31 protein-coding genes and 1 pseudogene are annotated in these 21,606 nt (G+C 63.4%); 2 read left to right on the forward strand and 30 right to left on the reverse strand.

Translation table 11 applies throughout. The annotated features are described in order from the left end of the window. Window positions 1-69: 69 nt before the first annotated feature. The 24 genes and pseudogenes from GOB85_RS05930 to GOB85_RS06040 form a co-directional block, all read right to left on the reverse strand. Window positions 70-1,140, reverse strand: coding sequence for an ArsO family NAD(P)H-dependent flavin-containing monooxygenase (locus GOB85_RS05930; protein WP_018308117.1), 1,071 nt, complete (start codon window positions 1,138-1,140; stop codon window positions 70-72). Between the two features lie 8 nt (window positions 1,141-1,148). After that, the gene (gene arsH / locus GOB85_RS05935; protein WP_018308118.1) at window positions 1,149-1,847 is read right to left on the reverse strand and encodes an arsenical resistance protein ArsH; all 699 of its coding nucleotides are present in this window, start codon (window positions 1,845-1,847) and stop codon (window positions 1,149-1,151) included. A 21-nt stretch (window positions 1,848-1,868) separates the two neighbouring features. Then, entirely contained in the window at window positions 1,869-3,164 is a 1,296-nt protein-coding gene (locus tag GOB85_RS05940; protein ID WP_018308119.1) for an arsenic transporter, read from the reverse strand. Continuing rightward, entirely contained in the window at window positions 3,164-3,601 is a 438-nt protein-coding gene (arsC, locus tag GOB85_RS19180; RefSeq protein ID WP_029604264.1) for an arsenate reductase (glutaredoxin), read from the reverse strand. The genes GOB85_RS05940 and arsC overlap by 1 nt, the downstream gene beginning before the upstream one ends. Window positions 3,602-3,790: 189 nt before the next feature. Next, a pseudogene (locus GOB85_RS19870) lies at window positions 3,791-4,081 on the reverse strand (arsenate reductase ArsC); the annotation flags it as partial. A gap of 8 nt (window positions 4,082-4,089) precedes the next feature. After that, window positions 4,090-4,431 (reverse strand): ArsR/SmtB family transcription factor, encoded by a 342-nt coding sequence (locus tag GOB85_RS05950; protein ID WP_018308121.1) that lies wholly within the window; start codon window positions 4,429-4,431, stop codon window positions 4,090-4,092. Window positions 4,432-4,673: 242 nt separating this feature from the next. Next, window positions 4,674-6,413 (reverse strand): relaxase/mobilization nuclease domain-containing protein, encoded by a 1,740-nt coding sequence (locus GOB85_RS05955; protein WP_029604265.1) that lies wholly within the window; start codon window positions 6,411-6,413, stop codon window positions 4,674-4,676. 294 nt (window positions 6,414-6,707) lie between these two features. Continuing rightward, window positions 6,708-7,379: a lytic transglycosylase domain-containing protein gene (locus tag GOB85_RS05960; protein WP_023979786.1), complete on the reverse strand. Its 672-nt coding sequence runs from the start codon at window positions 7,377-7,379 to the stop codon at window positions 6,708-6,710. A 4-nt stretch (window positions 7,380-7,383) separates the two neighbouring features. After that, window positions 7,384-7,722: a DUF736 domain-containing protein gene (locus GOB85_RS05965; protein WP_023979785.1), complete on the reverse strand. Its 339-nt coding sequence runs from the start codon at window positions 7,720-7,722 to the stop codon at window positions 7,384-7,386. 1 nt (window position 7,723) lies between these two features. Continuing rightward, a complete protein-coding gene (locus GOB85_RS05970; protein WP_023979784.1) occupies window positions 7,724-8,281 on the reverse strand; it encodes a S26 family signal peptidase in 558 nt (185 codons plus the stop codon). Continuing rightward, entirely contained in the window at window positions 8,278-8,778 is a 501-nt protein-coding gene (locus GOB85_RS05975; RefSeq protein ID WP_023979783.1) for a DUF2840 domain-containing protein, read from the reverse strand. The genes GOB85_RS05970 and GOB85_RS05975 overlap by 4 nt, the downstream gene beginning before the upstream one ends. Further along, a complete protein-coding gene (locus tag GOB85_RS05980; RefSeq protein WP_018308123.1) occupies window positions 8,775-9,017 on the reverse strand; it encodes a ribbon-helix-helix protein in 243 nt (80 codons plus the stop codon). The genes GOB85_RS05975 and GOB85_RS05980 overlap by 4 nt, the downstream gene beginning before the upstream one ends. Beyond that, window positions 9,014-9,724: a site-specific DNA-methyltransferase gene (locus tag GOB85_RS05985; protein WP_231367965.1), complete on the reverse strand. Its 711-nt coding sequence runs from the start codon at window positions 9,722-9,724 to the stop codon at window positions 9,014-9,016. The genes GOB85_RS05980 and GOB85_RS05985 overlap by 4 nt, the downstream gene beginning before the upstream one ends. Before the next feature lie 29 nt (window positions 9,725-9,753). After that, window positions 9,754-10,392 carry a ParA family partition ATPase gene (gene parA, locus GOB85_RS05990; protein ID WP_018308125.1) on the reverse strand — a complete coding sequence of 213 codons (639 nt, stop codon included), beginning with the start codon at window positions 10,390-10,392 and terminating at the stop codon, window positions 9,754-9,756. Further along, window positions 10,389-11,480 carry a replication initiator protein A gene (locus GOB85_RS05995; protein ID WP_173576635.1) on the reverse strand — a complete coding sequence of 364 codons (1,092 nt, stop codon included), beginning with the start codon at window positions 11,478-11,480 and terminating at the stop codon, window positions 10,389-10,391. Before GOB85_RS05995 ends, parA begins: the two co-directional genes overlap by 4 nt. Beyond that, a complete protein-coding gene (locus tag GOB85_RS06000) occupies window positions 11,477-11,728 on the reverse strand; it encodes a helix-turn-helix transcriptional regulator (protein ID WP_010668883.1) in 252 nt (83 codons plus the stop codon). The genes GOB85_RS05995 and GOB85_RS06000 overlap by 4 nt, the downstream gene beginning before the upstream one ends. A gap of 222 nt (window positions 11,729-11,950) precedes the next feature. Beyond that, window positions 11,951-12,499: a DUF2285 domain-containing protein gene (locus GOB85_RS06005; RefSeq protein WP_018308127.1), complete on the reverse strand. Its 549-nt coding sequence runs from the start codon at window positions 12,497-12,499 to the stop codon at window positions 11,951-11,953. A 19-nt stretch (window positions 12,500-12,518) separates the two neighbouring features. Further along, complete coding sequence (locus GOB85_RS06010; protein ID WP_010518331.1) at window positions 12,519-12,737, reverse strand: transcriptional regulator domain-containing protein; 219 nt, start codon at window positions 12,735-12,737, stop codon at window positions 12,519-12,521. 138 nt (window positions 12,738-12,875) lie between these two features. After that, window positions 12,876-13,139 (reverse strand): DNA -binding domain-containing protein, encoded by a 264-nt coding sequence (locus GOB85_RS06015; RefSeq protein WP_010518332.1) that lies wholly within the window; start codon window positions 13,137-13,139, stop codon window positions 12,876-12,878. Between the two features lie 130 nt (window positions 13,140-13,269). Then, window positions 13,270-13,554, reverse strand: coding sequence for a helix-turn-helix domain-containing protein (locus GOB85_RS06020; RefSeq protein ID WP_018308128.1), 285 nt, complete (start codon window positions 13,552-13,554; stop codon window positions 13,270-13,272). A gap of 180 nt (window positions 13,555-13,734) precedes the next feature. After that, on the reverse strand, window positions 13,735-13,887 hold the full coding sequence (locus GOB85_RS06025; RefSeq protein WP_010518334.1) for a hypothetical protein: 153 nt from the start codon (window positions 13,885-13,887) through the stop codon (window positions 13,735-13,737). Between the two features lie 340 nt (window positions 13,888-14,227). Next, window positions 14,228-14,554: a DUF736 domain-containing protein gene (locus GOB85_RS06030; protein WP_018308129.1), complete on the reverse strand. Its 327-nt coding sequence runs from the start codon at window positions 14,552-14,554 to the stop codon at window positions 14,228-14,230. 596 nt (window positions 14,555-15,150) lie between these two features. Then, complete coding sequence (locus GOB85_RS06035; RefSeq protein ID WP_010517753.1) at window positions 15,151-15,591, reverse strand: hypothetical protein; 441 nt, start codon at window positions 15,589-15,591, stop codon at window positions 15,151-15,153. Between the two features lie 116 nt (window positions 15,592-15,707). Next, complete coding sequence (locus GOB85_RS06040) at window positions 15,708-15,860, reverse strand: hypothetical protein (RefSeq protein ID WP_010668868.1); 153 nt, start codon at window positions 15,858-15,860, stop codon at window positions 15,708-15,710. On the opposite strand from GOB85_RS06040, the gene GOB85_RS06045 reads away from it, so the two are divergent. Both GOB85_RS06045 and GOB85_RS06050 read left to right on the forward strand, forming a co-directional pair. Then, entirely contained in the window at window positions 15,859-16,245 is a 387-nt protein-coding gene (locus tag GOB85_RS06045) for a type II toxin-antitoxin system RelE/ParE family toxin (RefSeq protein WP_010517758.1), read from the forward strand. The genes GOB85_RS06040 and GOB85_RS06045 overlap by 2 nt on opposite strands. Continuing rightward, window positions 16,223-16,552: a helix-turn-helix domain-containing protein gene (locus GOB85_RS06050; protein ID WP_018308131.1), complete on the forward strand. Its 330-nt coding sequence runs from the start codon at window positions 16,223-16,225 to the stop codon at window positions 16,550-16,552. The genes GOB85_RS06045 and GOB85_RS06050 overlap by 23 nt, the downstream gene beginning before the upstream one ends. 30 nt (window positions 16,553-16,582) lie before the next feature. On the opposite strand, the gene GOB85_RS06055 is transcribed toward GOB85_RS06050, so the two are convergent. The 6 genes from GOB85_RS06055 to GOB85_RS06080 all read right to left on the reverse strand — a co-directional run bounded on the left by GOB85_RS06055 (window position 16,583) and on the right by GOB85_RS06080 (window position 21,551). After that, window positions 16,583-17,512, reverse strand: a complete 930-nt coding sequence (locus GOB85_RS06055) for a DUF2493 domain-containing protein (protein ID WP_010517762.1) — start codon at window positions 17,510-17,512, stop codon at window positions 16,583-16,585. A gap of 320 nt (window positions 17,513-17,832) precedes the next feature. Then, window positions 17,833-18,879 (reverse strand): DUF7146 domain-containing protein, encoded by a 1,047-nt coding sequence (locus GOB85_RS06060; protein ID WP_010517764.1) that lies wholly within the window; start codon window positions 18,877-18,879, stop codon window positions 17,833-17,835. After that, the gene (locus GOB85_RS06065) at window positions 18,866-19,306 is read right to left on the reverse strand and encodes a hypothetical protein (protein WP_018308132.1); all 441 of its coding nucleotides are present in this window, start codon (window positions 19,304-19,306) and stop codon (window positions 18,866-18,868) included. The genes GOB85_RS06060 and GOB85_RS06065 overlap by 14 nt, the downstream gene beginning before the upstream one ends. Window positions 19,307-19,389: 83 nt before the next feature. Beyond that, on the reverse strand, window positions 19,390-20,574 hold the full coding sequence (locus GOB85_RS06070; protein ID WP_018308133.1) for a hypothetical protein: 1,185 nt from the start codon (window positions 20,572-20,574) through the stop codon (window positions 19,390-19,392). A 127-nt stretch (window positions 20,575-20,701) separates the two neighbouring features. Beyond that, window positions 20,702-21,064, reverse strand: a complete 363-nt coding sequence (locus tag GOB85_RS06075; RefSeq protein WP_010669161.1) for a DUF6915 family protein — start codon at window positions 21,062-21,064, stop codon at window positions 20,702-20,704. Then, the gene (locus tag GOB85_RS06080) at window positions 21,054-21,551 is read right to left on the reverse strand and encodes a DUF6878 family protein (protein WP_010669160.1); all 498 of its coding nucleotides are present in this window, start codon (window positions 21,549-21,551) and stop codon (window positions 21,054-21,056) included. Before GOB85_RS06080 ends, GOB85_RS06075 begins: the two co-directional genes overlap by 11 nt. Between the last annotated feature and the right edge of the window lie 55 nt (window positions 21,552-21,606).

Genomic DNA, 21,606 nt, shown 5'->3' on the forward strand with positions numbered 1-21,606 from the left:
TAATAGGGCATTATCTCCATGCCGTCTTCCGCCCTCATCCTGATCATAGAATGAAGACCTTCAAGTTTTCTACAAACGGACATCCTGTGTTGGCGACGCAAGCCAGGCCGCCAGTTGCCGGACCATGGATCTCGCGACACGGCCCGCCCCCAGCAGGGTGGCGCATGCGGGGCCGCACCAGGAGCCATAACCCAGCAGCCAGAGACGTGGCTCCCTGATGGCCTGCTGGCCGTCAACGCGGATCAGCCCGTCCGGCTCGATCACGTCGAGCGGCGCAAATGCACCAAGCGCGGGTCGGAAGCCGGTACACCAGATGATCGCGTCAATGGCCTCTTCCTGGCCATCGGGCCAGACGACGCCCGTAGCCGTCATCCGCACAAACGGGCGCACCGCGTGGAGCGCGCCTCGCTCCCTGGCGGCGCGCACGGGTGGTACCATGACGATATCGCCAAAGCCGCCAGTGGGCATGGCCGACGGGCCGCCGAGAACGCGAGCGGTCGCCCGCTCGAACAGGACTCGTCCGTCCACGTCATCGGGCAGGAAGACGGGATCATGCAGCGTGACCCATGTTGCCTGGGCGACAAGCGACAGTTCCGCCATAATCTGCGCACCGGAGTTGCCCCCGCCCAGCACGAGCACACGGCGACCGGCAAAGGGTACCGCGTTGTGGTAATGGGAGGAGTGGATTTGCGCTCCCGCAAACAACCCTTGGCCCGGATAATCGGGGATGAAGGGCGCAGACCATGTGCCGGTGGCGCCGATGACCGCGCGGCTTAGGAAATCACCCACGCTGGTGCTGACATTCAGGAATTTCTGGTCAGTGCGTTCCACACGTCCGACCATTACGGGGCGGTGGATCGGCGGCGCATAGCGCGCTTCGTAGCGGTGCAGATAGTCAAGCACCTCGTCGCGGGTGGGGTAGCTGCCATCCGGCGTGTCGGGCATCGGCCAGCCGGGGAGAGAACTGTAGGACGCGGGCGAGAACAGATGCAGGGAGTCCCAGCCATGCACCCATGCACCACCTGCCTGGGTCCCGTTATCGAGAATGACGTAACGCAGTCCGGTCCGTCGTAGAAAATACGACGCGGCGAGGGCCGCCTGACCGCCCCCCACGATCACGACATCGAACTGCTCGCCCATTGCCCGGCTCACAGGCTTTCCGGGAGACGGAATTCCGTCTTCCGTTCGCTATAGCGGTCCACGAGGTAGTCGGCCCGGTCGCGCAGCAGCCATGTGAACTTCATCAGTTCCTCCATGACATCTACCATCCGGTCATAGAGGGGGGACGGCTTCATGCGGTCATCGTCACCGAACTGCGTATAGGCCATTGGCACGCTGGACTGGTTGGGGATGGTGAACATCCGCATCCATCGGCCCAGAACCCGCAGGGCATTGACGGAATTGAAGCTTTGCGATCCGCCTGAGACCTGCATGACCGCCAGCGTGCGGCCCTGCGTCGGACGGATCGAGCCTTCGGACAATGGCAACCAGTCGATCTGGTTTTTGAACACAGCGGTTATGTTGCCGTGCCGTTCGGGGCTGCACCAGACCTGGCCTTCCGACCAGATCGACAGTTCCCGCAGTTCCTGCACTTTCGGATGCGTGGCAGGCACGGAATCCGCTATCGGCAGGCCGGTCGGGTCGAACACCCGTGTCTCGGCCCCCAGCACCTTCAGGATGCGTTCCGCCTCAAGCACCAGCAACCGACTGAAGGATCGGGGACGCAAAGAGCCGTAGAGCAGCAGGATACGCGGCGGATGGTCCACACGCGGTTGCGGTTCGAGCCGCGCGAGATCGACCCGTTCAAGATATTCGGGGTGCAGGGCTGGCAGGTCAGGAGCGGTCATATATATCGGTCCTTTCTTGTATTACGGGTGGCTGATCAGGGGCAGCCACAGGGCCAGCGCCGCGAGTGTTGCCAGCAGGACGGGCGGCGTAATCGCCAGTCCAACTTTCATATACTGCCCCCATGTGACCCGATGGTTCTTGGATGCCAGCACATGCAGCCACAGCAGTGTTGCGAGACTACCAATCGGCGTGAATTTTGGCCCGAGGTCGCAGCCGATGACGTTGGCATAGATCATCAGGTCGCGTGTCAGCGGCGTGATGTCGTGAGCCTGCTGGATCGCCAGCGCCCCGACCAGCACACTCGGCATATTGTTCATGATGGACGACAGAACAGCCGCCAGAAAGCCGGTGCCGATGGTGGCCGTGAACGTCCCTTGATGACCGAGCCAGACCAGTGCGGTCGCAAGGTAGTCAGTCAGCCCGGCATTGCGCAGCCCGTAGACCACCAGATACATGCCCAGGGAGAAGATCACGATCTGCCACGGGGCACCCCGCAGCACCTTGCGAACAGGGATCACCCGGCCATACCCGGCGACGAGCAACAGGGTTCCGGCGGCCAGGCAGGCTACGACACAGACCGGGATATGAAACGGCGCGGTCAGGAAATAGGCCGCCAGTACGAGGGCCAGTAGCGGAAATGCCGCCCGGAACACATGGGGGTCACGAATGGCCGTGGCAGGTGCGGGCAGTTCGGCGACGGGATAGGTCGCAGGCACCTGCCGCCGGTACCACAGCCACAAGACGGCCAGCGTTGCACCAAGTGCTACCAGATCGACAGGGACCATGATCGCGGCATAGCGATCGAACGCAATGCCAAAGAAATTGGCGCTGACGATGTTCACCAGGTTGGAGATGACGAGCGGCAGGCTGGTGGTATCCGCGACGAAGCCAGTGGCGATAATAAAGGCCAGCGCCGCAGCAGGACTGAGGCGAAGCTGCGTGAGGATGGCGATGACGATGGGCGTCAGCAGCAGGGCCGCGCCGTCATTGGCGAACACAGCCGCAATGGCCGCTCCCAGCACCACGATCAGCGGGAACAGCGTACGGCCTCGCCCTTTGCCCCAGCGCACGACGTGCAGGGCGGCCCAATGGAAGAATCCGGCCTCATCCAGCAACAGCGAGATGACGATCAGCGCGATGAAGGTGAAGGTCGCGTCCCAGACGATGTGCCACACGACAGGAATGTCGTGCCAGTGGATCACACCAGCCGCCAGGGCCACGGCGGCACCTGCCATTGCGCTCCAGCCGATGCCCAGCCCCCGAGGCTGCCAGATGACAAAAACGAGCGTGACAACGAAAATCAGAAGCGCCAGCATCAGACGATCCGCTTGCCGGATTCATCGACGATCTTCTCGCCGTCTTCTTTGACGAAAGCGCCTCGCTGCGGGTTGGGCAGGATGTCCAGAACTGCCTCGGACGGACGGCAGAGTGCCGCACCCAGCGGGGTGACGACGATGGGCCGGTTGATCAGGATTGGATGCGCCATCATGGCGTCGATTAGGTCGTCATCGCTCAGGGCCGGATTATCGAGGCCAAGCTCATCATAGGGCGTGCCCTTGCGCCGCAGGAGATCGCGAACCGAGATCCCCATGCGCGTGATCAGACTGACCAGTTCGGCGCGCGATGGCGGTGTTTTGAGATATTCGATGATGGTTGGCTCGATCCCCGCATTTCGGATCAGGGCAAGCGTATTGCGCGATGTGCCGCAATTCGGGTTATGATAGATTGTGACGCCAGTTGGCTCGGTGCCAATGTCGCGCAATTTCGTCACCAAACTGGCAGTCTCAAGCTTGGCCAGCGGCAATGCGACAAGCAGGGAAATACGATTCTTCAGACCCTTGAACGCCGAGACGAACGCTCGCTCCCGGTCGGCATCGGTTCCCGAAACATTACTCGGATCGGGAATGCCCCAATGGGCCGTGATGGGTTTCCCCGGCCATACCGGACAGACTTCTCCAGCAGCGTCATCGCAGACGGTAAAAACGAAATCCATAACGGGAGCGTTCGCAACAGCAAACTCATCCCAGGGCTTGGAACGCAGTCCCTCGGTCGGGTAGTCGAAGCTCGCCAGCACTTTCAAGGCGAGAGGATTGACCTGCCCCTTGGGATGGCTACCGGCGGAGAAGACCCTGAAATGGCCAGCACCATCCTTGCGAAGGATGCTCTCGGCCAAAATCGAACGTGCGGAATTACCCGTACACAGAAACAACACATTGAAGACGCGATCGGTCATTGGGGGGTTCACTCGGATGGGCAGCAGGACGACAGTTCTGCAACCAGTGGCTCACAAAGTTCAGGGCTTTGCCCGCAGCAGTCCTTGACGAGAAACAGCATCAGTTCCCGCAGGCGCGGTAGGCAGGCACGATAGACAATCACACGGCTATGGCGCTGCGAGGTCAGCAGGCCGGCACGGGTCAGAGTGGCGAGGTGGGCCGAGATCGTGTTCTGCGGGACATCGAGATGCCGCGCGACGTCTCCGGCCGGCAGCCCGTTCGGTTCATGGCGCACCAGCAGGCGGAATATCTCCAACCGCGTGGATTGCGACAGTGCGCTCAGGGCCAACAGGGTCGATTCGGTATCCATATATCCTTACTCGTGGATATATAGAATATTGTCAATTCCCTTTCGCCCGATGGGCCGTTCCTGTCGCCGGATTGTGCAGTGTCATTGCCGATTTCCGATTGGCTGCTTTCCCGACATATTGGCCGTGTCGGTCGTTCATCATTCTCTATATCCACTGACGAACCGAGCGTCGGCAACTTCCTTTCCCTCGGCGGGTCTATCTTCAATCCAGGGGAATTTAACTGTCCTTATCGCCACGACGACTATAGCCCGAGCCCCCGGTTCCGGGTGAAGCTCCAGTCGATCCCGCCATCGTCGCGTGCGACGCCGGAGACGTGCTGGCCCCGCTGCTTCTCCAGCGACGGCGTCCATGGCACGAGCTGGAACTGGAGGCCGTCATCGATCATCGCATAGCGGCCGGAGGCCAGGGCCATGCGTTGCCGATACGTGCCGGTGACATACTCGCCCGATGCCGACTGACTGAACGTCCGGCCCGTCTCAGCGGCGAGCCGCTCTCCCACTTCGTGAAGCTCGCGGTCCCTGAGTTTCCCGATCAGGTTGCGCGCCAGGATCACCCCCTGCGTCCGGCGTTCGGCAAGACCCTGCTCAATCAGTTGCTCGGTCCGCCGCTCCATCGCCTCATGCACTTCGGCACCGAACCCCGCCTGCCCCAATGCAACAGGGTCGCGCGCCACTGCCTGCCGGTCGAGCCAGGTAGCCCCGCGCGCCGTCACCTGATCCTCGATCGACAGGTCGGAACGGACGGCCAGCGCCACGCGACGCTGCCCCTTCCTGTCATCGAAGGCGCGAAGCTCCACGACCGACCCCATGCTGCCATCACCGGTCGCGTCGAGATCGGGAAAACGGATATGATGCGTGCGGCCATCCACGCCGTCGATGACGGCGTAGGCCGTGCCTTTCAGCTCGTCGTCCAGCCCCCGATCGACCAGCCTGCCGACGACAGGAACGTCGAGGCTTTCACCCGCCAGGACGTAGCTCGATGTGCTCCGCTCGATCCCGCGCTCCGTCAGCGAGCGGTGGATACGCTTGATGATGTCGCCGCGCTCCCCGAACTCGCGGAGCGTCGCCTCGGCGGATTCATCCAGCATCCATTGTCCCTGACCGACCTGATGGGCGAGACCGAGCCCCTCCAGGTGGCGCAGGCGCCCGACCTTCAGGGCCTCGAACGGATCAGGCTGCCGATCCGGCGCTGGCGCCATGTCGATGATGCCGTTGCGGCCCGCATCGCGGGCGAGTTGCCGGTCGAGCTGGGTCCAGTGCTCGGCGCCGACCTGGCGTTCGAGGGCACGATGGATTTCGACGTCATTGCGTAGCCCGAGTTCCTGCGTCACCAGATCCTGGGCACGGGCGCGCAGGCCCTCCCGGATATAATCGCGGGAGATCACGAGGTCGCTGCCATCCTCGGCTACGCCCCGCACGAGGATGTGGACATGGGGATGCTGGGTGTTCCAGTGATCCACCCCCACCCAGTCCAGCTTCGTGCCGAGGTCTTTTTCCATCTGCCCGACCAGTTCGCGGGCATAGCCCTTGAGGTCGGCCATGTCGGGCGCGTCCTCGGGTGAGATGATGAAACGGAAATGGTGGCGATCATCCTCGCAGCGCTCGGCGAACGCCTTCGGGTCGGCATCGTCGATGCCAGGACCGAAGAGCCGCGCCTTCTCGCCGTCCTTCGTCACCCCTTCCCGGCGCAGGTAACGCAGATGGGCGGCGAGCGGCGCCTTGCGCCCGCTGTGGCGCACGACACGGGCCTTGACGGTCACGCGGCGGACACGGCTGGTCAGCAGACGATTGGCCCTGGCTGCTGCGACGCGGCCACGCCCGAAGGACGAGCGGGAACCGCCGCCGCTGCGGCCCGATCGGAAGCCACCGCCTCCGGCACGCTGGGCCGAGGCGAGGGCCTGGGCGACGAAGGGCTTGAGCCGCTGGGCGCGGGGCGAGCGGATGCGGCCCAGACGGGGCTGGAAATCATTCTCGCGGGCCATTGGCGCCCCCAATGTGCGAAAAAGACAGGTGCAACAAGGAAAAGTAGGGTCGGCAAACATTGGCGGAGAGGGAGAAACATTGTGTAGGAAAGGAAAAAACGCTGGAAAACCAACACCCCAACCGAGGCGCAATGTGCGCCCTTTTATCTCGCCTCTCCTTTGCCCAGACCCAGTGCGGTCCCTGATCCCTGCTACGATCCGTCATGAGAAACGCTGGACCACGCCGGACCACGATTATGCGCTGACCTGCGACCGGCTGCGAATGGGCGGTAAGGAGAGGCGGATTCGGCATGGTCATGGTGCCGACTCCCTGTCAGAAACCGTCACGAACAGGCCAGCGGAGTGCGGTGCAATAGGCAACAGATCGCGTGCGGTGATGTTGGCAGACGCATCGTTCGCGCGTGCGAAAAAGATCGGCGCGCGTCTCCAGGCCAGGGGATCGGGACGCGCCGCCGGAAGCGGTATTGCGTCACCGTTCTGGCCGAGAAGAGGCAGAAGACCGGCGACATAGGCGAGGGTTTCGGGCGGCAGCGGACGTTGCCGATCGCGGAAGTCCTCGTAGCGTCCCGGTCCGGCATTATAGGCTGCGAGAAACCCCGGTGATCCGTAGCGATCGTGCATCTCGCGCAGATACGCGGCACCCGCGAGAATGTTGTCATGCACATCGAATGGATCACTTCCCAGCCCATAGCGGACACGCAGGTCGGCCCAGGTCGCGGGCATGATCTGCATGAGGCCGAGCGCGCCTTTCGACGAAATCGCACTGGTATCACCGCCGCTTTCAGCACGCATCACCGCCCGTATCCAGGTGGTAGGAACGTCGAAACGGCGGACTGCCTCAGCGATTTGGGCAGCAAAAGAATCGGTGTCGGCGAGTGTCGAAACCGACGCCGCCCGTGTCTGGTCGGCAGCAGCTAATACGCCGATCGCGGTGATGCCGACAGCGAGGAAGAACGCGGGTCGCATCGTCTCAATCTCCTCTTTCGGCGCGCTTTGACGGGCGCGTCCAGTTCAGCACCCAGACCGCGCGGTCGTCGGCGGTGCGGAAGAGATTGGCCCGGATGGGCTGCGTGAAGGCGGGATCGTCGAGTGCTACGGCGACGTATTCACCGGCCCTCTCGCCGGTGCGTTTCCAGCCTGCGCCGACCTCCGGACCGTCGGCATCGGTGAGATGGATGCGATAATCCGGTGCATGTTCGGCGTCGGAAAAATCGGCCGGAATGAGGATAAGATCCTGCGTCACGGTAAGGGTGCGAATACGCCCGGCAAAGCCGGTTTTGGTGCGGGTGAAAAGACCGATCTGTGCCATCTTAGTGTCCTTTCGCGGATGGATTGGAGGATAAGGCGACGGCCTGGCCGCTCCCGGATGGAAGCCAGACCGGAGTGGCTCGGCCGATGACGGTGGAGAGGGGCAGCGCGCCAAAATATCGGCCATCGAGACTGCGTGGCTCGGCCGGATTCATGACGAAGACCTGGCCGGGATCGAGGTGTTGGCAACCCCGCCAGACGGGCAGCGGGCGACCACGATGATCGACGGATCGCGCGTCGCCAGCGAATTTTCCGTCGATGGTGATGCGTTGTCCGGTACGGCACACGAACTGCCCTGCGATGGCCGCTACAGGTTTGAGCAGGGGCACACCGAGAGGGAGGTAGCCGCGCGTCGCCAGCAGCATCGCCTCGCGCTCGGGCAGACGGACAGCGGCCAGATCGCCGACATGCGGCGCAGGGTCCGTGTGCAGCCGATAAAGCCCGACGGGCACGCTCGCCGTTTCGTTCCAGATCAGCCGGGGCATAGGATGCAGGGCCAGCGAAACGCCCACACCGAGCACCGCGAAATAGGTGGCGAAGAACCAGCCACGCCGGGTCATGACGTCACCTGCCGCCGCTTGAGCCAGGCTGCGTGCTGCTCGCGCGTGTAGCTGCGGGGCTCATGTCCGGCAGTGATGCGATGGTGGAGATGCCGCCAGTAATCGGGCGCGGCATCCGCCGGGTCGATGCCCAGCGCGTCAACAGCGTCGATCGCCCGAAGCACGCGCTCGACCCTCGGCCAGCTATCGACACGCAGGAGGATTTCGCCACCGGGACGCACAAATGGCAGAGTCTGGAATGGACTTCCTGCTTCCACCGCCCGCACGATGTCCACGCGGGAGACCGTGGCTCCCAGATCGTTCGACGCCCAGCGGACGAAGGCGAAGATGCTGCCCGGCGCGAAACTGGAAATGCGGCGGCGACCATCAAGGATCTGTTCGTCAACGCGGTGGCCGAAGCGCAACCAGTGCTCGATACGCTTCTCGATCCAGGTCAGTTCGACATGGGTCAGCGACGCCGCGCGGCGATGCGGCGGCGTAGAAAATCGTCCGTTCATGGCACGTCTCCGGGATTGTCAGGGAACTCACGGGCGAGCAGCGCGCGCAGCATGTCGGCGACGGTCATGCCGCGCTGGAACGCCGCGACCTTGATGCGGGCGCGCAGCGCCGGCGTGACGTCGATGGTCAGCCGGGCGGTGAAGTGGTTGGCAGCCGCAGGCTTGTCCGGCGCCTTGACCCAGCGTTCCGGGTCGGCGGGGCGCGACGCGAAGCCGGGTAGCGTGCGACGCTCTGTCATGGCGATATTCCCTCGCCGAGCGGCAGCACGGACGCGATACGGTCGCGCGCTTTCTGCGCCATGACAGGATCGATCTCGCAGCCGACATAGCGCCGACCGGCGAGCCGACAGGCGACGCCAGCAGCCCCCGAGCCGGCGAACCAGTCGCCCACCAGGCCACCCGGTGGGCAGCTCGTGCGGATCAGGATCTCCAGCAACGCCACCGGCTTCTCGGTCGGGTGGATGGCCCGGCCATGCGTATTACGGACCGGAATCACGGAGCGCATCAGGCGCGGGCCACCGTCCTCGCTGACGTAACGACCGGCATCGATCCGACCCATGTGGGGCGGCCGGTGTTTCCGTCGTACCGTGCGTGCCCGTGCGTCGGACGTGGTCGGAACCACGTTGTAGACGGCGCGCCAGGGCGTATCGTCGCGATAGAACTGGACGATCAGTTCATGCACGCGCCGGAACCGATCGGCATGGAAGCTGGAACCGTTCTGCTTCTCCCAGACCAGTTCCTGGGCATATTTCCAGCCCGCATTCCGAAATGCCGCGTTGGATGCAAGGAAACTCCGCAGGGAGCCGAAAACCCAGAGCGAGCCGCTGGGTTTCAGGGCAGCGAGCGCCTTGCCGGGCCAATCCGCTATGCGCCGGTCCCATGCGAGCGACGTATCGCCATAGGGGGGATCGACCAGGATCATGTCGTAGGGGCCGTGCCAGGGCATCAGGAGCGCGCTGTCGCCGGTCAGCAGGGTCATGACACCAGCCCCCCAATCTCGGCTGTCAGTGCGGCGATTTCGCGGGCGGCAATCCCCTGCGGGCGCAAGTCGCAGACCAAGCGGCCGGTGCGCGCCATGTCGGCGAACGCGACCCGCTGGCCGATCCGCGCTGCCAGCGCCGCCGGCTCATGCCCCACCAGCGCCAGCCGGGTTTCGCGGGCGATCACCGTGCGCGCGGCGCAGCGGTTCAGCACGAAACGGGCCAGCAGACCGGGACGGAAGAGCCGCGCTTCCGCCAGCAGCCGCAGCATTTCGGCCGAGGCCCAGCCGTCGAACGGCGAAGGCTGCACCGGGATCAGCACCAGATCGGCCGCCAGCAGGGCGGAGCGCAGCAGCGCCGCCACCCGAGGCGGACCGTCGATGACGACGTGATCCACCCCCTGAGCCAGTTCCGGCGCCTCGTGATGCAGCGTGTCGCGCGCCAGGCCGATCACGCCGAACAGGCGGGGCAGTCCCTCCCGTGCGCGCTGCGCCGACCAGTCCAGCGCCGAGCCCTGCGGGTCGGCATCGATGACCGTCACGCGCCGGCCTTCCCGAGCCCATTGGCCCGCGAGATGCAGCGCCAGCGTCGTCTTGCCGACGCCGCCCTTCTGGTTGAGGAGGGCCACGATCATGGCCCGTCTCCGCGTGCTTTTGGGCCGGAAACGGAGGGACCAGGGCCGTTATCCACAAGGCGGCCCGCCCCATCAACATAAGAGTTAGATTCTAAGTTAGATAAGTTAAGGGCCGGAATCGCCGTTTCAGGCCAAAGACTTAGCTGCGATTCGTGCGTGCGAAGTCCCGATAGTCCTGCGTGTGATGTCCCGATAAGGGTTGCGTGTGAAATCCCGATACCATTCACATGGTTATCCACAGGAATTGTGGATAAGTCGGCCGGTAGGATGCGGAGCAATTCGCGCGCGCCGTCGCGCTCGATGCCCAGGCGATAGCCGGGCAACGACTGGCGGGCGGCGATATGCCGGATCTGGATGGCGAAATCCGAGACACGCACCAGGCTGCCGGATTTCGCATGCAGATGGGCGATCTCGAAGGTCCAGCCCGCACGCTGGCGGCCAGCATGCTTGCGGGCGATGCGATAGAGCCAGCGTTCGATGCCGCCGGTGAGGCGGAAATAGGCCGGGTCGATGGCAAGCACGAGCGAGCGGTCGATCACGCCGCGATAGAACCATTCGGGAATGACGATCTCGACACCAGCGGCGCGGCCCGTCTGGCTGGCACAGATCTCCCATTCGGTGATCCAGGAGAACTGCTGACGGCGCCAGTTCTGGCCGTTGCGGATCGTAGTGGCGACCACGGTGGACTGGAGCCGGGTCAGTGCCGCCTTGAGTAGCCCATAATCCCGCGCTCCCGTCTGACGCCCGATACTGCTCAGAAGCTGATAGGGCGTGAAGCGCAGGAAGCGCGATGTCGTAAGACCAAGATTTTCCGCCTCGACGATCTGGCTGGCGGCCCAGATCAGCACATCGGCGTCCCAGATCGTCGCCATGCCATGGTCGGGCATGCCGAAGACTTCGACACGGACGTCACCGGCTTCATAGAAGATCGGCACCGTGCGCTTTGTCTTCGCGAGCGAGAAGAACGGTCGCTCCATCAGGTCGCGCTGATCGCGCGGGCTGGCATCCCCGCCGGAGACCACGAACGGGTCGAGCCTGTTGCGTTCGCTTGCGCGCCTGGAACGCGGAATACCCGGCGCGGCATTCATCGTGGGTCATGCCCGGCGGCACGCGCCGCGTCATAATTCGGGTCGGAGGTGGATTTGCACGCACCGGCGGCTGCCCATACGTCGAGGTCATCGATCAGATAGACGACGCGACCACCAAGCTTGCGGAACGTCGGTCCTGTACCGTGGCAGCGATATTTTTCCAGTGTGCGCGGCGAAAGTCCGAGAATTTGCGCAGCCTCATGGGTGCGCAGATAGCGCGCCGGTGAGGGCGTGGGTCTGTTGAGCATGATATGCCTCCGTCCGGTTTTGAAGCGTCGCGGCGAAGTCGCGGCGGATCGGGATGACGGTGGCGAAGAAAGCAGGCGTTGGGGGTGGACGAAGATTTTTCAGACTCAGTGTCCACCTTCGGCGGACCATGACGCGCGCAAGAGTTACCGTGCGCAGCCGGGCGCAGGCCAGCGTCGAAAAAATGGAGGGAAACAGCGCAGGAGAGCGAAAAACGGCTGATGCTATTTGCCGTGTAAGAAATCCAGGTAACCGCCGTTTACCCGGTTCTCTGCGTCCTGAATCAGGCGATCCGCAAAGCGCCGCGCCGCAGTGTTCTTCCACTCGATGGAAGGTAAAATCGCCTGCCATGAACGGCCGGCGGCTATGGCGACCTCACGTGGGCCGCCACCAATTTCCTGAATGTCGAAGGCGATCAGAAGCTGAATCTGCCGCGCACGCTGGAGCGGCGTGAGCTGGAGCGCGCGTGGAAGCAGGGCAACGCGGCTGCCACGCAGATGCCGGAAAAAGCGCAACGCCACGTCGAGACGAAGCTCGCCGGCAGCGTCCAGCGGCAGCAGCACGGCGGGGCGTTGCAAGGCCGAAGGGTCCAGAAGCCGAAGAAAGAGATCGCCAACCGCGTCGCCGATCGTAAGCCACCCGCCATCCGCATCGTCGTGACGGGCCAGGATATTCCCCAGCATGGCGGGTTCGATCGGGGTCACCGTCGCGAAACCCGAGGGTGCCGGCGTGAGAATCAGCGTGGCCGGGGAGACCTCGGGCCTCCAGACCATGCGGCCGCGGCGGGCGGGTTCATCGGGAGCATGGACAAAAGCCCAACCCCCAGCGTTCGGCGAACGCCGCGCGCTCTGCGGCGGCGTCCGTTGCCCGGCGGGCGATGCGTCGTTGCAGGCGGGCATACTCGCGACGGTACGTCGCGTTGCGGCGCAGGAACTCGACGGCGAAACCGGAACGGTCCAGAGTGCTGATACGGTCGCGTATTTCCTGTGAACGCCAGAAGGATGTCGGCATGGTGACCTCCCTGTCTGGCCCCTCATACGGCAAGGGGGCAGCCTCAATTAGCCGGATCGGAACCGCGAGCGCATAGACCCTGATTTTCTATTGGGGAGAGTGCCGTGGGGGACCAGCGCGTGGGCCGGCGAAGCCCGGCTATTGCAGGCGCGGCTCCAGCAAATGCCGGTAGCCGGCTTTGGTCATCCAGCGCGCCCGTGCAAGATGGTTGTCGTAAACAGCCCTGGCGCGCACGGGTTCACAGACAGGATCGATTTTGAACAGCACCGCAACGACTTCGCGCCAGTCGGCACCTTCCTCGTCGGCGATCAGGAGGCGGAGATAAAGGTCGAGATGCTGCTCGTCATAGGCGTTCACACGCGCCGTCAGAGGCGGGTGATCCTGGAAGGATGGGTGGGTCATGACGATCCCTCGTGATAGCGCTGTTGGATCGGTTCGATAACAAATTCGTGGAATGACGACCGTTCGACGGTTCCGCGCTGACGCAAAAAACAACGCGGGGCCGAGTGGGAAGGCTGCGCGGCCAGGCCGATCAGGACGGCGCGCGTCTGCGACGGCCCGCATCCTGTCGCGTCTGTGGATCGGAAGTCTCGTGAAGAAACATGACACCACGCCCTTGCCCGGACTCGATGAACAGGATGCCCGCTGCTTCCAGCGCGCGGCGGACCTGGTCGATCGTGCCCTCATGGACACCAAGGCCACGCTCGGATTCAAGGCGCTTGAGCGCGGTCAATGCTACGAGGGCTTTTTCAGCGAGCCGTTCCTGTGTCCAGTTCAGGAGTGCCCGTGCCGCCCTTACCTGTCGGCCAGTGATCATCCATGATCACATCCGACATGCAGGGCATGCACACCAGAAATACGACTATAATAGTCGTATAATGGAGATTCAATATCGTTCTTTCAGTTGGATAGTGAGGAAACACCGGCGTCCTGCTTCTGATAGGACCGTCAGTGGGGTCCGCCGTCGGTACGGGCGACCAGACGAAAAGACCCCCGCTTACGCGGAGGCCTCCCCGTCGTGGCATTTTGCTGCGAATTGCGCGCATACCTGGTTCAGTTCACGCTCGATTTTGGCCCGCTCACGACGGCTGAGGTGAAAGCTGGTCAGTTCGGCGCGCAGCATCTGGATCTGGTCGTGTAGCGTGGTCATCGTCCTGCTCCTTTCGTTTTTCGAAGACAGGCCGTCGCCTCATGCGCGCGTGAATCGGGTCAAGGATCGCCGCAGGCGACCGCCCCAGCGGCGCGCGGGGGAGCCGATTTTGTCTGGTGTGCCCGTAGGGTGCGCCGGGCAAAATTGGGGGGACCGCGCGTCCTTGAGGCGGTTCACGCCGGGCATGGTACAATGGGAAGGCTGAGGGAAGCCCTGTTCCCCTTTCTTGCCCACACATTGGCAGATTGGGCGCGGCGCGACTGGTGCGCCCACCCGCCGGTTCGCGATCGGTCATGCGAAGGCCCCACCCGGACCGGCCGGGCGGGGGATCGCTGGCACCTCAGTCGCCGTTGCGGCGGCCGTTGGGGCGGGACCAGATCAGGCTGTAGCCCTCGCCGTCCTCGTCATCGAAGAGGTTGGCGAAGATCGGGGCGTTGAAGCTCGGATCGTCGAGCTTGAGGCTCAGATAGTCGCGCCCCTCGTTGGAGCGCCGGGACCAGGCCGCTCCGATCTCGACCCGGCCGACGAAGACGCGGTGGCTGGGGGCATTTTCGTTCAGGCGCGTGGTCTCGGGGGCGATGCGGACGTTGGGGGTCTGGAGCGAGAGGGTGACGATCTCGCCGTTATATCCGTTGCCGACTTTCTTGAAGGTGCCGATGGTAGCCATGATACTGCTCCGTGATCTCTGTTACCGAGCCCGCACCATTGCGGCCTCGATGGCGATCGGACAGACGGAGGCGAGCGGCGGCGCATCCCGTAGGGACCGAAGCGCAGCGGAGGACGGCGGGACGGAATTTTCTTGTTTCGCGAGGAATGACGGCGCAGCCGTCAGGGGAAGAAAATTATGGACCGCTGTTGCGCCATGGCCGATCGAGGCGCAGCCGACCTTCGGCTAGATCAGCCATCTTGAGAGGCGGCATGCGTGCGCGGCCCGACAGAGCACACATCACGGAGACTATGGCCACCCGCGCCCCACGCAAGTGTCGGCCAGGAAGGGGAAGGCATCGTCATGCCCTGCTTCCGACCCTGCACACGCCCCGTTCCGGGACTGCGTTTCGCACGGACACGCCCTGCCTTCCGGGATTCCACCGGCCGATGCTGACAGGAAGCGCTGGACGTCCACGCTCCAGGGAAAGAGCACCTTCAGCCAATATGCTGCAATCAGGGCCTCATCGATCGCTCCTGCCATACCCTCCTGACAGCGAGGCGGCCAGATGCGAAAGCCCCCGATCCTGTCCTGCCTCGCCGGTTGCCAGAGCGGTGTCAGACCCGCGCGATATTGCCGCCGGACGGTCCGGGTGGGGCCACGGTTGTAAAGCGGATGAAAGCGGTGACGCCCACCGCGATCGCGCCGATGATGGAGAAAAAGAGCTGCCACGCCGGAGACGGCATCAGCATCTGGGCGATCCCATGTGTCGTGCTGTAGCCCATGATAATGGCGGGCACCGTATAGAGCAGGACGATCAGCAGCTTGAGCCACATCCACGGCACCAAGGCGAAGGCGACCTGGCCAATAACGAAGGTTGCAGCGCCCGCGACGAAACCGACGATGATCCCGCCGACAACACCAGCACCCGCACCATACGCCCAGAACCCGGCCATCAGACCCATGGCGCAGGGCAGGGCGAAGACTGCCACGGTAAAGAACAACCAGCACAGGAAGCCAATGCCGGCGACGAGCAGGAAGGGAGCAAGGATGAACATGGCGGCGGTCTCCGTGCAACCGACAATGTCGGACGGTCGCGCCTGCCACCACCACCACGGCGCAACCCGCATTATAGCGCAGATGATACGGTGACCGGAACGAAAATCCGCGCGGCTTACGTCCCGCCGGTGACGATATCATCGAAATCTATCGCTGGTATGCGGACGTTGCGGTCAATCAGGTCGAGCGTTATTGCCTTCCCCCGTGATCCGGTGGCGTTGCGAAGAACCTTGCGATCCATAGCACCTGGTGCTACATAGGAGGTCATGACCAATGCCGAGCCATCCCAGCGGGCATTCAAGACCGCCTGGTTCGCCAGGGCGGCCCGGAAAGCTCGCATCAAAGACGATGAACTCTGCAAAGCGATCCGGGAGGTCATGAAGGGTCAGGCCGTCGATCTGGGTGGTGGTGTCTTCAAGAAGCGCCTGAACAAGAACCTGCATCGCAGCATTATTCTTGCGAAAGGCGGTCGATACTGGATCTACGCCTATCTGTTCGCGAAGAAGGACCGGGACAATATCGATAGCGATGAACTGGAAGACTTCCGGACCCTCGCCAAAGCCTATGCCGTGCTGACCGGGGAACAGGTCGAACGGCTTTTGAAGGATCGAGACCTGACGGAGATATGCCATGGCGATGAAGAGAAAAAATAGCTTCCGGAGCGACATTTCCGAGGCCATTCATTCCGGGGCGGTAATGCTGCACAAGGTCGGCGCGCTCGACAAGGCGACGATGCGTGATTTTGACACGCGCCATCTGGTGGTGCCCCCTGCGATCGAGCCGATCGAGATCAAGCGTCTCCGCGAGGCGAACAATGTCAGCCAGCCGGTCTTCGCGCGGTATCTGAACACGAGCGAAAGCACGGTCGAGAAGTGGGAGAGCGGCGCCAAACGGCCGAGCGGGATGGCGCTCAAGCTGTTGAGCGTCATTCAGAAGCACGGTCTTGAGGTTCTTGCCTGAGACGCTGGCTTGCGGGGAAGGAGAGAGCGCTCACGCGCCGCCTCCGAACCGCAGGACCGGGATACCGAGCCGCTTTGCCTTGTCGGCCAGATTTTCCTGGATGCCTGAACCGGGGAAGACGATGACGCCGATCGGCATAGTGTCGAGCAGCGCATCGTTACGACGGAAGGGCGCCGCCTTGGCATGCCTGGTCCAGTCCGGCTTGAAGGCGATCTGCACGATATCGCGGTGATCGGCCCAACGTGAGGCAATGAACTCAGCACCTTTGGGCGAGCCACCGTGGAGCAGCACCATGTCGGGATGCTTGGCCCGCACCTTATCCAGCCGGTCCCAGATCAGGATATGGTCGTCGAAGTCCAGGCCCCCGGTCACGACCACCTTGGGGCCGGGCGGGACCAGCAACTCGCCCTCGGCGCGGCGTCGGGCGTTGAGGAAATCGCGGCTGTCGATCATGGAGGCCGTCATGGTGCGACGTGACACCAGCGAGCCGGCCTTCGGACGCCACGCGCTCAGGGTCAGGCGCTCGAACTGCTCCTGCGCCTCGTCGCGGAAGATCTCGTAGGCGTTGCGGCGCTCGATCAGGGTCAGCCCTTCGGCGATCAGCCGCTCCAGTTCCACCGAGCGGATCTCGCTGCCATCCTGTTCCTGCTGGCTCCGTTTCTGCGCCTGCTCGTTGCGGTCAAGCTCACGCTCAACCTGGCCGACCATGCGGTGGAAGATGTTCACGGTGGACCAGAGCAATGCTTCGAGATCGGCTTCCAGCCGTGTGTCGGTCAGCGTCGCAGCGATGGCGTCGAAGATGTCGGCCACAGCACCCCCGATGCGCTGCGCTTCGGGTAGCGGCCTGGGGTCCGGCTCGTCCGCGAAGGGACGGTAGCCATACATCTGGAGTTCGGTCAGCACATGCGCGGTGGATGAAGCGGCGTGCGGCGGTTCGAAATCGTCGGTCATGCGGGTCATGAGGCTGTCCTCCCAGGTCTCCGGCTGCGCCCTTCGCGGCCTTTCCGGGGGCGGACAGCGGCAGACCAGGGACGGGCCGGAACCGCGCGCTGGCGCGCGGCCGCAGCACAGCGAAGGATGGCAGGGGGCCGGCTATTTTGCCTCGCGATGTAAAGCGCCCCCACAGGGCGCGACGGAAAATAGCCGGCTCACGCCATTGAAGGCCCGGCCCGGCTGACGCCCGCTCCCCACTTGAAAGGCCGGGGCGCGGACCTGCCGGACGGGAGGCACGACAGGCCCGCCGACAGAAGACGGCCCCCCCACTCCTCTTTCCGGCCCGCTCAGGTATCGGCGGCCTCCAGAAAGCGTGCCACGTCCGCTGGCGCGAGTTGCGGATGCAGGATCGCCCGCAGCGCGCCGCGTCCCAGCGCACGGAGATCATCATTGAAATCGCCCAGCCGTGGCGACAGGCCGATCAGTTCGATCCCGGCGTCACCCGCGCGGGCGTGCAGCGTCGCCAGCGCCTGATCCCCGGCCGGATCGTCGTCGCGCAGGACGTAGAGACGGCGTAGCAGCGGCGGAAAGATCAGGGCAGCGAGATGTGCCGAAGACAGGCAGGCGGCCAATGGCAGATCGGGCAGAACCTGCCGCAGCGAAAGCACCGTCTCGATGCCTTCCCCGGCGGCGAGCACGTCGGATGCCACCCCGAAGCGCACGGCATGACCGAGCAGCCCGCCCAAGGCACGGCGCGGATGGTCGACCGGTGCCTTGCCACGGCCGTCCGCCGCCAGCCAGGTGCGATGCACACCGGTCAGAGTGCCGTCGAGGTCGGTGACAGCGGCGATCATGGCGGGCCAGGTCTCGGTCAGACCGTCCTCGTCCGGGCGGTAAAAGCAACGCGGATGGAAGCGCAGGGCTTCGGTTCCGTGCAAAAGCGTAATGTCGCGTCTACGGAGATACGCGTCTACGGATGTGCCTATGATCGGCCCGGACATGGCCCAGAGCCGTCGTGCCGCTTCGGAAGAACTGGCGGAAGCACGCTCACGGGCAGGTCGGTCCTGTGACGGCGGCACTGGGTCAGGATGCGGCAGGCTGAGGAAGGCGCGTGCCTCGTCGGCCACGTCGCGGAAATCCACCAGGCCGAGGCTTTCGCGGATCACGTCGAGCAGGTCGCCATGCTCACCCGACTGAGCGTCCGTCCATTTTCCCGCCCTGCCGTTGGCGGTGTCGTGGAGCCGGACGAACAGCGACCGGCCGGGCGTATTGCGCACGTCACCGACCAGCCAGTAATTGCCGTGACGGCGACCGGCGGACAGATACTGCCGGCACACCGCCTCCGCGTTCTCCGCCAGCCGACGGGCGAGATCGCCTGCATCATGCAAGGTCATCGCCCTGCCCTCCTGTGTCGGGATTGCCTCCGTCCAGGGCGATCGCCAGCCAGCGATCGGTGGTCATCCATGAAATCGTTTTGCGCCTGCCAAGGTCAAGCAGATGCGCACCGCCGCTGAAGGCGCCGATCCGGGGACGTGAACAGCTATTGGCCCACTGAAACCCCCATCGGCCCCGAAGCCGGAAGGCCCGCGCACAGCGTAGCACGAATTCCACGACCTGATGCGGATCGCCAGTCACCTCATCGCGCATCCAAAGCTTGGTGCCACCATATTCCGGTTCTACAGAAAGCCGGAACCCATCAGATGGCGGGTCTTCCGCCGCCAGTTCGTCCATGAATTCATTGTAGAGATCGAGCGCCTTGGCAGCGTTTTCCACCGTACCCACATCGAGAACGCACGAGAAATGCGTGAAGAAATCAGCCATCGGAATGACTCCCGAAACGAAAAAGCCCGGCGCAGTGGCCGGGCTCGTAAAAACGTCTTTACGGAAAGACAGAAAAGCGGCTTTCAGGAAGCACGCTCCATCAGCCTGCGGGCCTTCTCTTCCAGATCCAGCCGCGTGTCCTGGTTGGCCTTTGTCCGCGCCAGCGCCGTAATCCCCTGCACGAAATCGAACACACTCTCGGGCTTGCGGCCTTCCTCGTGCAGCACGGTTTCGATGATCTTTGCGGTTTCCGGTTTCGAGAACCCGCGACGACGCAGGAAACTTTCGCGGTCTTCATCTGTTTTCGCGACCAGCGCCCGACGCGAGGCCTGAATGCCGGAGACGAACGAGGCCGGGCTGGCAGTGGCGAAATTCCGTAGTGCTGGTGTCGCCTGATGCACGAAGCGCGAGGCCGCGAACTTACTATGCCGGATGGTGATCTGTTCGAAATTTTCCACGCCCCACAACATCCTGTTTTGACACACCCCGCGCAGATAGAATGACGCAATGCCTAGGCTCTTGCTGCCGACTTCCGAATTCCAGGCGTAGAAACCCCGGAAATAGAGATCGGGATCGCCATTGGGCAGGCGTCCGGCCTCGATGGGATGCGTATCATCCACGAGGAACAGGAACACGTCCCTGTCTGACGCATACAGCGTCGTAGTTTCCTTGGTGATATCGACGTAGGGATTATGGGTCATGGTGGCCCAGTCGATGACGCCCGGCACCTTCCAGTTGGTATCGCCTGTGCCGTCACCCGCGATCTTGCGCACCGCCCCGACCAATTCGTGATCCCAGATGCGGCCATAATCCGGACCGGTCACGGCGCGCAGTTCTACCCGTCCGTCTTCGGTCTCCAGCGTTTTCACCAGTTCGGCGCGGTGCGACAGCAGCCCGTGCTGGAGATTGATCGCCGCCAGCGGTGCCGGCAGGTCGCGCAGATAGGAGGACGGCGCGCTGACCAGGCTGCACATCTGGCCGAAGGACCAATGCGTCGGCGCGATCGGCTCATGCTGTCCTGGCACGGTCAGGGTCAGACGCTCGACATTGTCGCGCGAGGCCTCGACGCGGATGGCGCGGCTTTCCACCGTGCGGGCTGTGGCCCGGTCTGCCCGCGCCAGCGTGGCAGCATGCAGGTCGGACAGCGACAGATAGCGTTCGTCATCGGGGCGCGAGAACCATTCGGACGATACGCGGGCGCTGCGTTCGCCACGGGAGGGATCAATCCGGAAGCCCGTGCGGGCGGAAGACAGAATGGAAGCGGACATGGGGACTCTCCTCTCTTGCCGGATATTCGGCATCAGAGGCGAAGCCGCCCTCTCACTCCTTCCCGGCCGGACCGGCACGAAAAAAGCGGCTTCCGGATAACGGAAGCCGCTTTCTCGAAATCCCGCATCAGCTCATACTGTGCGGTGTTTCATGCTCTACATCGAGAGGCCTGGCGCGTCCCATCCATGGACAGGGTCGGATTTCCTTCACCCAGTCCGCAAAGCTCGGGATAAACCCGAAATCTTCCCGGACGTGCTGTTCGCCGATCAGCCGGGTCGGCACTGCCCGCCCGGTCGAAAGCGTGAGTGTGACACCGAACAGTTTTTCGGCAAGGAAGATGCCTTCCGCATGGTGTCGCAGCGCCCGGTGCCGGAAGTCCGCCGTGATCAGTTTCGATTCATCGAACCATGTATGCAACGGCAGGTAATCCTCTACCGTACCGCCCCATTTCCGCACAGAGGAGAGGGCATGATGATAACTATGCGCCATGGTGCCCTTCCTCCGTCCATTCATGGCCGTAGTTTTCGACGGCGGTGTAACGCTCGTTATACTCCAGGGCGATGGACCGTCCCGCGACGTCAAAGGTAAACTCGCCATACGCACCATCATTGTTTTCCCAACCACCGTGCGCTTCGGAAAGCAGGTCGTAGCAGACGTTCTCAATGACATCCTTGACGCTGCAATCATCAGTTTTCGACGTGGCACATTGCCAGTCGACAGAGATGTAAGGCATGCAGTTTTCCAGAACCGTATTATCGGTTTCCGGAGTGACCGCCATATCTTCGATCTGGCCGCTATCTCCGCAACCATCGAAGGTGACCACCGCTGTTTCGATCCCAGCAGCATCAAGGCAATCAAACAGTGCTTTGCGATTGACTGCTCCAAATTCCTGTTGCCGTTTCCGATAGGCCTCATAATGCTCGGAAAAGGCGGTGAAGGTATCGGCCCGTTCAGGCGTATTTCCTGGATTGGTCATGTCCTGTTTCTCCTGGATCAGCAGGACGGCCCTGACCGAAGCCAGGGCCGGTTAG

This window comes from Acetobacter fallax, from assembly GCF_011516735.1.
GTDB lineage: Bacteria > Pseudomonadota > Alphaproteobacteria > Acetobacterales > Acetobacteraceae > Acetobacter > Acetobacter fallax.